Below are 13,379 nucleotides of genomic sequence, written 5' to 3'. Positions count from 1 at the left end.
TTTGCGGTCCGCGGGATGAAGAGCGCCGGCGGCCGTCTCCTTGCCGGGCTCGAGCTCCACCGCGACGCGGCCCAGCCCCTGCACCGGCAACTCTACGGGCAATTGCGCACGCAGATCCTGACGGGCTCACTGCCAAGCGGAACCCGCCTGCCCTCCACCCGCACATTGGTCGCTGAGCTCGGTGTTTCCAGGATCACCGTGGTATCGGCGTTCGAGCAACTCACCGCCGAGGGCTTCCTACGCTCGCGCGCGGGCGACGGCACGTACGTGGACACCTTATGGAGTGACAACGCTCCGCGGCAGCCGTTGTCCCGGCCACCGCTGTCCGAACGCGGAGCGGCCACCTCTTCACGTGGCGCCGATCTGTCCGGGGAGGCGCCGCAGGCTTGGGCGCCGGCCGAGTCGGAATCATTCGTCGCCAGCCAGGTCGCGGCGTCGGCCTTCCCCGCGGCTACGTGGAAACGCCTCTTGGGCCGCCATGCCGGCAGCACCGAGCAGTTCATGAACGGGTATGGCGATCCGCATGGCCACCGTCCATTGCGGGAGGCGATCGCGGACTACGTCAACGACGTCAGGGGTCTGGGCTGCACGCCGGACCAGGTCATCGTTACCTCCGGCGCCCAGCAGGCGTTCAATGTGCTCGCGGTGCTCCTGCTGGACGCCGGCGACACGGTCGTCGTCGAGGACCCGGGCCACATCTCCGGACGGCTCGCTTTCCAGTCCCAAGGCTGCCCGGTCCGGGGCGTCCCCGTTGACGCGGAGGGGGCGGTCCTTCCGGACGAGAACGACGTCGAGTCCCCGGCTCGTCTTGCCTGCCTGACTCCAGCGCGGCAGCATCCGCTCGGCATAGCAATGAGTCCGGCACGGCGGGCGGAGTGGATCGCCTGGGCGGAACGAAACGGAAGCTGGATCGTCGAGGATGACTGCGACAGCGAGCTACGCTACCGCGGTAAGGCTCTTCCCACCCTGTTCGGACTCGATCTGAGCAGGCATGTCATCACGGTGGGTTCGTTCAGCAAGGTGCTCGCGCCATCCATCCGGCTCGGCTACTGCGTGCTGCCGGAGGATTTGGTGGAGCCGTTCGCGTCCGCATCATCCATCATCGGCCGCCCGCCCGCGACGGTCCTCCAGGCGGCCCTTACTGATTTCCTTTCAGAAGGGCATTTGCATGCGCATCTTCGCCGGACCCGGCGTCTGTATGCGGCCCGTCAGGACGCCCTGCTCGAAGCGATCGATCAGCGCCTAAGCCGCAGGATCCAAGCAGAACAGGTGGACGCGGGCCTGCACGTCATGGGCTGGCTCCGGGAACCTTTAGACGACATCGAGGTGGCGCGAGGGCTTGCTGCGGGTGGCGTGTACACCTACCCCCTCGGCGAATACCGGGTAACCCGCCGCCTTCCGCCCGCCCTGTTGATCGGGTTCGCGGGGACCGCTGAAGATCATATGCCTGAGGCGGTGGGCAGGATGGCCGCAGCTTGGGATCGATGGGAGCAGCTCGGCGCAAGGTCCTGAATGGACTTAACAGCAATGCCCATAATGGATCTTTTTCGACGTCCATTACCCGCGTACAAATGGTGTGTGACAATCCTCACCGCCCTTCGCACGCCTCCCAAGGAGCCAGCCATGCCCCCTTCCGACACCCGATTTCAGGAGCTCCTGAAACCTCGCCTCAATGAAGAGGAAATCGACTCGCTGCCGCGACTGACCGACGAGCTTGCCCGAACCCTGATCGACCGAATCGATGGCGCCCGACTGTTCGGCCATGCTTACGCCCTCCTGGGCAACCTGACGTACGGAGATTATTCGCCGCACGATGTCCTCGACTTCGCGCATCGCCATGGCCTGGCGGGTGTGTGCATCCACGTCCTCGACGGCGAGGAGCGGAGCCTGGGGCGGATGAGCGATGACGGCTTGCGCCAGTTCGCGGACCGCGCCCGCAGCCTGGGTCTCAGCATCCACCTGGAGATCAGCACCACCGCACGCCCGGACGTGGAGGAAGCAGTCCGCATTGCCGGGCTCCTCGGCGTCCAAAACATCCGCGTCTACTCGCGTTTCGAAGGCGTACTCTCCGATGTCTTAGCTCGGATAGAGGAAGACCTGCGCTGGCTCGCTGAGCTGGCCGACGAGCACCGCCTGCATTTTTCCTTCGAGCAGCACGAGGAGCTGCGATCAACCGAGATTGCCGGGCTGTTGCGCCGCATCTCCCACCCGCGACTTCACGCTATGTTCGATTTCGGGAACATGATCAATGCCTGTGAGAGACCGATGGACGCCCTATCGACGCTCGCACCGCACATTCTTCAGGCACACTTGAAAGGTGTTCACGTTCTCCCCGAGGGGGACGGGTATGGCCACCGCGGCGTGCTCCAGGGAAGTCCGGACGACGACCTCCCCGGCGCGCGGATGCTCTTCGAACTCTTGATGCTCGGCAAGGACGAGCCCCAGGTAATCGCCTTGGCTCTTGAGCAGGAGAACCTGTACTACGCGCCTGCATTCCGGCACGCCGATGAGGGAGACGACCCCTTTATCCCATACCGGGATTTCAGTACAACGGGAATCCCTGCAGGGTGGACCAGGGAGGATCTGCTCGCTGCCGAACCCGGGTGGGCCGACGACCAAGTGAAGTATGTGAAAGGCCTGCTCGCCTCATTACGCGATATCGCTGTGTCGCACCTGGAAGCAAACAAGACCTTGGAAGGTGCACGATGAGCGCGATAGCCCCCGAGAAGACGACGAAAAGCATCGACTGGAGCAAGTGGATCCGCTTCGCTCTGCTCGTCATGGCGGGCGGTACGATCTATAAGCTCTCCAACCTCAAGGACGCGTTCTACGTTCCCATGCAGGAGGCCATGGGCCTCAGCCATACCGAGATCGGGACGCTGCTGAGCGTAAACTCGATCGTCGCAACGGCCCTTTTCGTTGTGGGCGGTTACCTCGCGGACCGCTTCTCCACGCGGGTCCTCATCCCGCTCGGACTCGTAGGCTGCGGAGCGCTGGGTCTGTTCCTTAGCACCTTCCCCGGATTCAATACGCTCCTGGTGGTCTTCGCGCTGCTCGCTGTGTGCTCAGACTGCCTGGTCTGGCCGGCGCTGCTGAAGAGCATCCGCCAGCTCGGTGGTTCCAAGGAGCAGGGGCGGCTCTTCGGCCTGCTCGAGGGCGGGCGCGGCGTCGTTGACACTGCGGTGGCCTTCTCCGCCCTGGGAATCTTCGTTTGGCTCGGTTCGGGGGTTGGTGGCTTCCGAGCGGCCATCGCCTTCTATGCGGTCCTTGACATTGCCGTCGGTGTGCTTCTGTTCCTGCTGCTTCGCAACCAGACCAGTGAGAATCCAACGCCTAGGAAACATAAGGCTGGTCTCGCTGAAATCTGGCGCGCGGCCAAGCTGCCTCAGCTCTGGTGGGTCAGTTTCATGGTGTACGTGGTCTACTGTGGCCTCACCTATTTCATCCCCTATCTGACCTACGTCTACGGACTTCCCGTCGCGCTCGTCGGTGCTTACGGCATCATCAACCAGTACGGCCTGAAGATCCTCGGCGGCCCCATCGGCGGCGTCCTGGTGGATAAGGTATTCAAGGGTGCCAGCAGGTACATCCGGTTGGGGTTCCTGTGCTTGATTCCGGTGGTAGCGGTCCTGCTGCTCCTCCCAGCTGATCCGGGCAGCCAGATTCCGGCCATGATCGTCACCCTGCTGTTCTCACTCATCATCTTCACCATGCGCGGCGTGTTCTGGGCCCCGATGGACGAGGTTGGAATCCCGGAGGAGACCAGCGGCACCGCCTTCGGGATCGCATGCCTCGTGGGTTATGCGCCGGGGATGTTCGCTTTCATCGTCTACGGCTCCATCCTGGATGCCAACCCGGGAGCTGCCGGCTACCACATCGTTTTCATCGTGCTCGCGGCACTTGCCCTCGTGGGGGCGCTCGTCTCCAGCGGTCTCGTGCGGGTCGCGCAGGCCCGGCGCGCCGCCGTCGAGGTCCCTTCAAACTCCTGGACGTAAGCAATTTCCTAAACGCACACGACGACGGAACCCCCGCCTACCGCGGGGGTTCCGTCGTCGTTACGGCAACAGCCGGTCAATCCCTTCGCAGGCTGTACGTGCTCACAACGTTGCCCTTGCTCGTGGCGTACTGGTCTTCCAGGACGAGTCTGTTCAGGGGGTCGCCGTCTTCGAAAAGCCGCCGACCGCTGCCGGCCACCACAGGGTGGGTCATGAGCGTCAGCTCGTCCAGGATCCCCGCGAACAGCAGCTGGCGAACCACGGAGATGCTGCCGCAGACTGCGATCTCCCCACCGTCACGCCCTTTCAGGTCAGTGATGAACTGCTCCAGCGGTCCGTCGATGAGGTGCGAGTTTTCCCACCCGAGGGGCTCGGAGAGCGTGCGGGACGCGACGAACTTCTCCACGGGATTGATGAATGCGGCAAAATCTTCGTCCTGCGACGCGTTCGGCCAATATCCGGCCCACTCCTGGTAGCTGACGCGGCCCAGAACCACCGTGTCCACGGTGTTGATCATCTTGGTCAGGCCCTTGCCCAGCTCTTCGTCGAAGCTATCGAACTGGAACTTGAACGGGTCCTGAACTACGCCATCCACGGAGTGGAACAGCCCAGCGGTAACTTTACGCATACGTACCTCCATCGGGTTCTCAGGCATCACGCTATGTTGTGACGGCGTGCTTGGGAAGGACCTTGGGAGCGTGGCGCTAAGCAGTCTGGCCAGCGTGCTGGCCCTCGGAGATTTCCTCTACAACCTTGCTGTTGAACGCTGGGAGGTCGTCCGGGTTCCGGCTGGTGACAAGGCCCTGGTCCACGACGACTTCCTCATCGGTCCAGTTGGCGCCCGCGTTCTTCAGGTCCGTCTGGAGCGTGTGGTACGAAGTGACGTTGCGGCCCCTGATGACGCCCGCGTCGATGAGGATCCACGGCCCGTGGCAGATCGAGGCTACGGGCTTGTGCTGCTCGAAGAAGGCGCGCGTGAAGTTCTGCGCATCCTTGTCCACGCGGAGATGATCTGCATTTACCACGCCGCCTGGGAGTACCAGGGCGTCAAAATCCGATGGGTTGGCGTCAGCTACTGCGAGATCGACGTCGAAGGTGTCGCCCTTCTCCACGCCGTTGAATCCCTGCAGCTTTCCCTTTGAAAGTGCCACGAGCGTTGGCTGGCCGCCAGCGTCCGTCACGGCTTGCCACGGGCTGGTGAGCTCAACCTGCTCCACGCCGTCGGTCAGCAGAAATGCGACCTTCTTGCCTGTGATGCTGTGTTCTGACATCGTTCCTCCTCCATTGCGCGGCGGCTTTGCGTTCGCTTGCAATTGCGCGCGGGCGTTAGCCGCCGCTGTGAGAGTTGTTTGTCTGACCTGTTCAAGCCTAGGGGAGGACGTTTTAGTAAGCAACCTGACTATTGACCGGCGCTGGGATGCTGATTGCTTAACGATCGAATATCGATAGAATCACATTGTTGTTCGATAAAAAGGAGCTCACATGGGAAAGCTAACAATCCTCGCGTTGCGGGTAGTTATTGCGATGGTTTTGGCTGGCTCACTGTTCGTTCAGGTGTGGATGGTGCCGCTGTTCTCTGCCGACCTTGTTGAGGCTGGCGCCCCCGACGGTCCACGTATCGCACTGCTGGTGATCGTGGTTTTGGGGATTCTCTGTGTTCAAGTTGTTGCAGTCTGCGTGTGGCGTTTGCTCACGATGGTGCGCCGGGGAACGGTCTTCTCCCACGCGGCCTTCCGGTTCGTAGACGTGATCTTCGGAGCTGTTTCCATTGCCGCAGTGTTGATGTTCGGCATCGCGGTGATCTTGGCTCCGGGCGATATTGCGCCCGGGATTGTGCTGTTGATTTGCGGGGCTTCGCTGATGATCGGCGGTGTGGCGCTTCTTGTTTTGGTGATGCGGGCGCTGCTTGCCCAAGCTGTGGAACGCGACGTGGAAGCGGCACGCTTGCGCTCCGAGCTCGACGAGGTGATCTGATGCCCATCATCGTGGACATCGACGTCATGCTGGCCAAGCGGAAGATGCCCGTGGGCGTGCTCGCTGAACGAGTTGGAATCACACCTGCCAACTTGGCTGTGCTGAAGAATGGGCGGGCAAAGGCAGTGCGGTTTACTACGCTCGAAGCGCTGTGCGAGGTGCTGGAATGTCAGCCAGGGGATCTGCTGCGGTGGGAAGCTGAGGTAGAGGACGTCGGGGCGGCATAACCCCCTATTTCTTCTTCCCGGTCCTCTTCGCCGCAGCGTTCATCGCGGACTTCACGGCAGGAGGCAACCCAGCCGTTTCCGTCTCGGGCTCCGCAACCGTGCCGCGCCAGCGAGCCAAGCCCTTCATGCCGTGGTAGATCACCAGGGCGGCGGCAGACCCCAAGGCAATGCCCGTGAACTTCAGCTCGCCAATAGTCCACGTGTAATCCGCAATGCCGATAATCAGCGCAACAGCAGCCGTGGTCAGGTTGATCGGGTTGGAGAAGTTGACCTTGTTCTGCACCCAGATCTTCACGCCGAGCACACCGATCATGCCGTACAGCATGGTCGCTGCGCCGCCGAGGACGCCGGCCGGGACGGTTGCGATCAGTTCGCCGAACTTCGGGGAGAAGCTCAGCAGGATGGCGAAGATACCGGCAACCCAGTAGGCCGCCGTCGAGTAGACCTTGGTGGCGGCCATGACGCCAATGTTTTCCGCGTACGTCGTGGTACCGGAACCGCCGCCGAGACCGGCAAGTACGGTCGCGGCGCCGTCGGCCATCAGCGCGCGTCCGGAGACGCCGTCGAGGTTTTGACCGGTCATCGCAGCCACAGACTTTACGTGTCCCACGTTCTCGGCCACCAGAACCAGCACCACCGGCACGAACAAGCCCACGACGCCGATGTGGAACTCGGGCGTCTGGAACAGGGGCAGGCCCACCCACGCGGCCGCATCCATCTTTTCGTAGCTGACCTCGCCGCGCATCATCGCCACGAGATACCCGACCACGACGCCCACCAGAATGCTGAGGCGCCCCAGGATTCCGCGGAAAAGGACGCTGACCAGGATGATCGTCACCAGGGTTACCAAGGCGGTGACCGGTGCGAGGTCGAAGTTGTTTTTCGCGGCCGGCGCCAGATTGAGGCCGATCAGCGCGACGATCGCGCCTGTGACGATCGGCGGCATGAGCCGGTTGATCCATTCGGCGCCAAACTTCTGGACCACGGCACCAATGAGCGCCAGTACGACGCCGGCCAGCACGACGCCGCCCAAAGCGCCGCTAACGCCGTACTGTTGCTGGGACGCCATGATCGGGGCGATGAAAGCGAAGCTGGAACCCAGGTAGCTGGGCACGCGGCCCTTGGTGATGATGAGGAAAAGCAGCGTGCCGATGCCCGAGAAGAGCAATGTGGTGGCGGGCGGCATGCCGGTAATGATCGGTACCAGGAACGTCGCACCGAACATCGCGACCACGTGCTGCATGCCGATGCCAATGGTGAGGGGCCAAGCAAGCCGCTCGTCGGGCGAGACCACGTGGCCGGGCCGGACCGACTTCCCGTTGCCGTGGAGCTTCCATTTGGTGCCGAGCATGCTCATGGCGGGCCTTCCTCAGAAGAATGTTGGGATTCGGTGCAACATTACCGCCATTGTGGGGCCCTCTCTACGCGCCTCGCGCTCGGAATGACGCGCAAATCGGGCCCCGCAACGCAGGGAAACGACACGCGGAGTCATTCACTGTGCTCAACGTCACGGGCCGTCACGGGAAGAGGACATGTGAAGTTGAAGTTGCAACCATGGAAAGCAGAAGTGCCCGGCCACCCCAGGGCCAGGGCCCAGCGAAAGGTTTACGAATGACGATCGCCCACGAAGAAGCAGTCATTGACGCCGCAGCAGTCGACGCCATTTTTGCCGAAGCCCGCACCGCAAACAGCTTTGCCGGTGAGGTCACCGACGAGCAGGCCCGCGCCATCTACGAGCTCACCAAGTTCGGCCCCACTGCCTTTAACTCCCAGCCGCTCCGCGTCACGTACGTGCGTTCGGACGAGGCCCGCGCCAAGCTGGTTGACGCGCTCTCCAAGGGCAACCAGGCCAAGACTGCCTCGGCTCCGCTGGTCGCCATCCTGTCCTACGACACCGACTGGCAGGGTCAGTGGGACAAGTTCCTCCCTGCCTACGGCGCCCCCAAGGCAATGTACGACGCCGATCCCGCCTTCGCTGCCTCCACCGGCAACAACAACGCCCACCTGCAGGCCGGCTACTTCATTCTGGCCGTGCGCTCACTCGGTTTCGCTGCTGGCCCGATGACCGGCGCTGACTTCGCCGCCATCGATGCTGAGTTCTTCCCCGACGGCGACCAGAAGAGCTTCCTCGTGGTCAACATCGGCCAGCCCGGCCCGGACGCCTGGGGCGAAGCCAAGCCGAAGTTTGCTTACGAAGAGGTTGTTCGCACAGTTTAGTCTTTCCAACTTTTCCGCCGATGCTCTCGTACAGGATGTGCGAGAGCATCGGCGCTTAAGGGTCAGGATGTGAGCGAGGATCCGGGGGTTTGGATGCTCTCTCACATCCTGCGGCTATTTCGGCATCCCTCTCGCAGATCCCGTCAGTTCTGACCCGCTGAGTGGCAAACTATGCCTATGCGGAACCTCATCTGGGTGGCATTTACGGAGCCCGTGCGGCCAGGGCTGGTGTTTCCGCGCAGCGACTGGCCCCTCCACATCACGTTGTTAAGGTTCGACGTCGGAACTGACGTGAGTGCCGACGTCGCCGATGTCCTCGCTGACTTGGCCGAGGCGCCGGTCCAGGGAGCCCTCGGAACGCAACTGACCATTGGGGAAGAAGCGGGCTTCGGCCACATGGGGTCGATTCCCGTGAGCTTGGTGGAACAAAACCCGTTGCTCCAAGGCCTGCACGAGGAGCTCTTCGACGCCGTGGTCAGCGTGGGCGGGCGCATCGCTACGCCGAATTACGTCCTTGAACGTTACCGACCACACATCTCGCATCACGACGGCAAACGCCCAAAGCCGGGAGACGTCGTCGTGCTTGACCAGGTGGCGCTGGTGGACATGGCGCCGGAAGGCAACCACACCATCCGGCGCATCCTCAGGCTCTGGACGCAGGACGCCGCAGAGGCTGAGGACTCGCAAACCGCATAAGGACGCGAATCAGAGCCTAGGCAATGACCCCATCCACCAAAGCCTTGGCTTCCTCCTGCACCTTGGCCAGGTGATCGGCGCCCTTGAAGGACTCCGCGTAGATCTTGTACACATCCTCGGTGCCGGAGGGGCGGGCAGCGAACCATGCGTTCTCGGTAACAACCTTCAGGCCGCCGATTGAAGCGCCATTGCCGGGTGCTTCCGTGAGCTTGGCGATGATGTCTTCGCCGGCCAGTGAAGTAGCCGTGACGTCCGCCGCGGAGAGCTTGCCAAGCTTGGCCTTCTGCTCACGGGTGGCGGCGGCGTCGATGCGCGCGTAGACGGGTGCGCCGAACTGGTCGGTGAGTCCCTTGTACAGCTGCGACGGCGACTTACCCGTGACAGCCGTGATTTCCGAGGCCAGCAGGGCCAGAAGGATGCCGTCCTTGTCCGTGGTCCACACACTGCCGTCGCGCTTGTTAAAGGAAGCGCCGGCCGATTCCTCGCCACCGAACGCACCCTCGCCGGACAGCAGGCCCGGAACGAACCACTTGAATCCGACGGGAACTTCAACCAGCTTGCGGCCGAGTCCTGCGGCTACGCGGTCGATGATCGAGGACGAAACCAGCGTCTTACCGACCACGGATTCGGGATTCCAGCCGCTGCGGTTCCGGTACAAGTAGTCGATGGCGACAGCGAGGTAGTGGTTCGGGTTCATGAGTCCACCGTCCGGCGTGACGATGCCGTGACGGTCAGCGTCGGCGTCGTTACCCGTGGCGACGTCGTAGGCGGCAGTACCATCGGCGCCCACAGACATGCGCTTGATGAGTGATGCCATAGCCGACGGCGAGGAGCAGTCCATGCGGATCTTCTCGTCCCAGTCCAGGGTCATGAAAGCCCACTGGGGGTCGACGGTGGGGTTCACGACCGTCAGGTTGAGCTGGTGACGCTCACCGATTTCGCCCCAGTAGTCAACGGACGCGCCGCCCATGGGATCGGCACCGATGCGGACACCGGCGTTGCGGATCGCGTCAAGATCCAGGACGGACGGGAGATCGTCAACGTAGCTGCTGAGGAAGTCGAACTTTCCGGTGGTGTCCGCATTCAAGGCATCATTCAAGGGAATGCGCTTGACGCCCCGGAGGCCGTTCTCAAGGAGCTGGTTGGCGCGTTCGGCGATCCACCCTGTGGCGTCCGTGTCGGCCGGTCCGCCGTGCGGGGGGTTGTACTTGAAGCCACCGTCGCCTGGCGGGTTGTGGCTGGGCGTGACAACAATGCCGTCAGCCTGCGGCGTTCCCGGTGCGGCTTCGCGGTTGTACTTGAGGATGGCGTGGCTCAGTGCGGGCGTGGGCGTGTAGCCGTGGCGCGCATCCACGAGCACCGTGACGCCGTTGGCCGCGAGCACCTCCAAAGCGGAGTTCTGCGCGGGCTCGCTCAGGGCGTGGGTGTCCCGCCCGATGAACAACGGCCCGGTGATGCCCTGGCGGCCGCGGTATTCAACGATTGCCTGCGTGATCGCGAGGATGTGCGGCTCGTTGAACGACGACTTCAAGCTGGATCCGCGGTGGCCCGACGTTCCAAACGCCACGCGTTGCGCGGGATCGCCCAAATCCGGGGTGACGTCGAAGTACGCGTCCAGCAGGGCTGTGATGTCAACAAGGTCCTGGGGAAGGGCAACTGTGCCCGCTCGGCTAGCCATGTCGTCCAGCATGCCAGACCACCGCGCCCCCTGACAGGAAATGTCCCGGGATGCCGCCCCTGTGACGCAGAATGGCGGCGATGTGGCGCCGGATGAGCCAAAGATTTACCTCGCGTTTACGAGCGGCGGCTTTAGTGGGAGGATTCCGCCCCGTCGACGTTCCAGATAATGGGCCAAACCCGGAAAGCGGATCGCCTTATGCGGCGAACGTCGCGGCGGTAGGGTGGGAAACGAAGACTTAGCGAGGGGGATTCCCATGTCAGATCAACCATCCAAGGGCAACGAGGACAAACCGGCGGGCTACGAACCGCCGCAGTACATCCCGCCCGCCGAATTCAGTGCACCGGAGCAGAGCTCACAGACGCAGCCGCTTCCGCCGTACGATCAGGGCGCGTACACACAGAACGCCCAGGGCCAGAACGACTTCTACACGCAGCCGCTCCCGCCCACAAGCCAGAGCAGCGGCCAGAGCGGCGCAAGCCAGGCCTCATACACACCCGGTGATTACAGCCAGCCGGCCCCATCGCCCTATGGCCAGCCGCCGAGCCCTTTCGGCCAGAGCCAGTACAACCAGACCCCGTACCAGCAGCAGCCCTATGGGCAGCAGAACCCGTACGGCCAGCCCGCTTACTACGCCATGCCCACGCAGCCCAAGGGCCTGAGCATCGCGAGCATGTGCTGCGGCATTGCAACGTTTGTTGGTTTTGGGTTCTTCATCCTGCCGCAAATCGCAGCAGTGGTCCTGGGCCACCTTGCCCTCAACCGTGAACCGGCTGGCAAGGGCATGGCGCTTGCTGGCCTGATCATGGGTTACGTCGGCGTGGCTATCACGGTGGTGGTCTTGATCTTCTTCTTCGCCGCGATCGGGGCATCAACCAGCAGGTACAACTACTAACGCTCACTGCGCCCCTCGCGGGGGCAGCTGTCCACAAACGCGTACGACGGCGACCCTTACGTCAGGTGGAAATCCCCCCGAGCGTAAGGGTCGCCGTCGTTGTTAGGCGCGAAGTGGGTCGGTCAGTTGCCGTGAGCGACGCCGGAATTCGAAGGCCCGAAAGCCAGCTACCGCACCCCACCCATCAACTTCTTGATAGCCGGGGATCCAGCGGCGAGGGCCACAGCCAACACCACAGCCACGCCGCCGATGCCCAGGAAGTACGGGAGTTCGTCGTCGGGGTTGTAAAGGCCCGCAAGGATGCCTGCCAGCGTGGTGCCCAGGGAGACGGACAGGAAAAACAGCGCCACCATCTGGGTGTGGAAAGCCTGCGGGGCGAGTTTGGTGCTCACGGATAGGCCAATGGGGGAGAGGAAGAGCTCTGCCAGGGTGAACAGGAACAGGATTCCTACCAGTGCCAGCAGCGGTGTCTTGCCCTCGCCAGCCAGCGGGACGAACGCAAGGAACGCCAGGCCCATGATGAGCAGGCCTGCCGAGAACTTCAGCGGGGAACTCGGCTGCTTGGAACCAAGCTTGGTCCACAGGGCTGCCATGACACCGGCGAAAATGATGATGAACACGGGGTTGATGGACTGGACCCATGCGGCTGGCATTTCCCAACCGAACAGGTTGCGGTCCAGTTTCTCCTCGGAGTAGACGGCGATGAACGTGAACTGCTGCTGGAACAGTGCCCAGAACGCGGCCGATGCGATGTACAGCGGGATGAAGGCCAGCACGCGTTTGCGCTCCAAGCCTGTGACTTTGGCGCTGCGGAAGATCAGGAAAAGGTAAATCACCGAGGCCCCGATGGCAGCGTAGGCCATGCTGCGTGCCAGGTTGTCAGCGTTAACGGTGCCCGTGCCGAGCAGTACGCCGATCACGATCAGGATGCCCAGGAAAATCAGCCCGTACCGGGTGCGGTCAGCAGCCGGGAGCGGGTTGGGAACGCGGTGGGCTTCCTCGGGAAGCTTGTTGCGGCCCAGCGAGTAGATGACCAGGCCGATCGCCATGCCCACTGCCGCTGCACCGAAGCCCCAATGGAAGCCGTTGCTCTCCTGGAGCCAGCCAGTGACCAGCGGGCCGATGAGCCCGCCGATGTTGATGCCCATGTAGAAGATGGAGAAACCGGCGTCGCGGCGTTCGTCCTTCTCGCCGTACAGGCTGCCGACCAGCGCCGTCGCGTTGGCCTTCAGGCCACCGGAGCCGATCCCCACAAGCACCAGGCCTGCGATCAATCCGGGAATACCGGGCAGGAGGGCCAGTGCGATGTGGCCGGCCATGATCATGAGGGCCGAGCCGAAGAGGACTTTTTCAGAGCCAAAGAGTCGGTCGGCAAGCCAGGCGCCCAGGATAGTGGACAGGTAAACGCCGCCACCATACGCGCCGACCAAGCCGGCGGCGAGGCCCTTGTCGATGGAAAGCCCGCCTTGGTCCGCGGTGAAGTACATGTAGTAAAGCAGAATGCCCTGCATGCCGTAGAAGGAGAATCGCTCCCACATCTCCACGGAGAAGAGGCTGGCCAGCATATTTGGGTGGCCGAAGAATGACGTATCGCCCGATGGTTTTTGGGGCGTAGCCGTGGTTAGAGGTGTGCTCATTTCCTCAATGCTGGCATTGACTGCGGGCATTGTCACATCGATGGATGCCCATGGCAACCA

Annotated in this window: 13 protein-coding genes; 8 read left to right on the top strand and 5 right to left on the bottom strand. The window is 62.8% G+C overall.

All coding sequences use genetic code 11. From position 1 onward, the window contains the following. Positions 1-15: 15 nt before the first annotated feature. The 3 genes from pdxR (at position 16) to KSW38_RS08740 (ending at position 3,995) form a co-directional block, all read left to right on the top strand. Positions 16-1,512: a MocR-like pyridoxine biosynthesis transcription factor PdxR gene (gene pdxR / locus KSW38_RS08750; RefSeq protein ID WP_216924292.1), complete on the top strand. Its 1,497-nt coding sequence runs from the start codon at positions 16-18 to the stop codon at positions 1,510-1,512. A gap of 111 nt (positions 1,513-1,623) precedes the next feature. Next, complete coding sequence (locus tag KSW38_RS08745; protein WP_216924291.1) at positions 1,624-2,709, top strand: sugar phosphate isomerase/epimerase family protein; 1,086 nt, start codon at positions 1,624-1,626, stop codon at positions 2,707-2,709. Next, a complete protein-coding gene (locus KSW38_RS08740; RefSeq protein WP_216924290.1) occupies positions 2,706-3,995 on the top strand; it encodes an MFS transporter in 1,290 nt (429 codons plus the stop codon). Before KSW38_RS08745 ends, KSW38_RS08740 begins: the two co-directional genes overlap by 4 nt. Positions 3,996-4,071: 76 nt before the next feature. On the opposite strand, the gene KSW38_RS08735 is transcribed toward KSW38_RS08740, so the two are convergent. Beyond that, on the bottom strand, positions 4,072-4,623 hold the full coding sequence (locus tag KSW38_RS08735) for a dihydrofolate reductase family protein (RefSeq protein WP_216924289.1): 552 nt from the start codon (positions 4,621-4,623) through the stop codon (positions 4,072-4,074). A 76-nt stretch (positions 4,624-4,699) separates the two neighbouring features. Continuing rightward, positions 4,700-5,266 (bottom strand): type 1 glutamine amidotransferase domain-containing protein, encoded by a 567-nt coding sequence (locus KSW38_RS08730; RefSeq protein WP_216924287.1) that lies wholly within the window; start codon positions 5,264-5,266, stop codon positions 4,700-4,702. Positions 5,267-5,477: 211 nt separating this feature from the next. Here KSW38_RS08730 and KSW38_RS08725 point away from each other — a divergent pair, with 211 nt between their 5' ends. Then, entirely contained in the window at positions 5,478-5,969 is a 492-nt protein-coding gene (locus KSW38_RS08725) for a DUF2975 domain-containing protein (protein ID WP_216924285.1), read from the top strand. Then, positions 5,969-6,196 (top strand): helix-turn-helix domain-containing protein, encoded by a 228-nt coding sequence (locus KSW38_RS08720; RefSeq protein ID WP_216924284.1) that lies wholly within the window; start codon positions 5,969-5,971, stop codon positions 6,194-6,196. The genes KSW38_RS08725 and KSW38_RS08720 overlap by 1 nt, the downstream gene beginning before the upstream one ends. 4 nt (positions 6,197-6,200) lie before the next feature. Here the strand turns inward: KSW38_RS08720 and KSW38_RS08715 are convergent, their stop codons facing one another. Next, complete coding sequence (locus KSW38_RS08715) at positions 6,201-7,553, bottom strand: uracil-xanthine permease family protein (protein ID WP_216924282.1); 1,353 nt, start codon at positions 7,551-7,553, stop codon at positions 6,201-6,203. A gap of 254 nt (positions 7,554-7,807) precedes the next feature. Here KSW38_RS08715 and KSW38_RS08710 point away from each other — a divergent pair, with 254 nt between their 5' ends. Then, positions 7,808-8,413, top strand: a complete 606-nt coding sequence (locus tag KSW38_RS08710; protein WP_216924280.1) for a malonic semialdehyde reductase — start codon at positions 7,808-7,810, stop codon at positions 8,411-8,413. 177 nt (positions 8,414-8,590) lie between these two features. Beyond that, positions 8,591-9,109 carry a 2'-5' RNA ligase family protein gene (locus KSW38_RS08705; protein WP_216924279.1) on the top strand — a complete coding sequence of 173 codons (519 nt, stop codon included), beginning with the start codon at positions 8,591-8,593 and terminating at the stop codon, positions 9,107-9,109. A 16-nt stretch (positions 9,110-9,125) separates the two neighbouring features. Here KSW38_RS08705 and pgm read toward each other — a convergent pair whose 3' ends face one another. Continuing rightward, entirely contained in the window at positions 9,126-10,787 is a 1,662-nt protein-coding gene (gene pgm / locus KSW38_RS08700) for a phosphoglucomutase (alpha-D-glucose-1,6-bisphosphate-dependent) (RefSeq protein WP_223947482.1), read from the bottom strand. A gap of 256 nt (positions 10,788-11,043) precedes the next feature. Here pgm and KSW38_RS08695 point away from each other — a divergent pair, with 256 nt between their 5' ends. Next, entirely contained in the window at positions 11,044-11,682 is a 639-nt protein-coding gene (locus tag KSW38_RS08695) for a DUF4190 domain-containing protein (RefSeq protein WP_216924275.1), read from the top strand. A 167-nt stretch (positions 11,683-11,849) separates the two neighbouring features. Here the strand turns inward: KSW38_RS08695 and KSW38_RS08690 are convergent, their stop codons facing one another. Next, positions 11,850-13,349, bottom strand: coding sequence for a peptide MFS transporter (locus KSW38_RS08690; protein WP_216924273.1), 1,500 nt, complete (start codon positions 13,347-13,349; stop codon positions 11,850-11,852). Positions 13,350-13,379 lie beyond the last annotated feature (30 nt).

It is taken from the genome of Paenarthrobacter aromaticivorans, assembly GCF_019038615.1.
GTDB lineage: Bacteria > Actinomycetota > Actinomycetes > Actinomycetales > Micrococcaceae > Arthrobacter > Arthrobacter aromaticivorans.
Note: the sequence above shows the minus strand (reverse complement) of the source record. Positions and strands in the feature narration are given on the sequence as shown.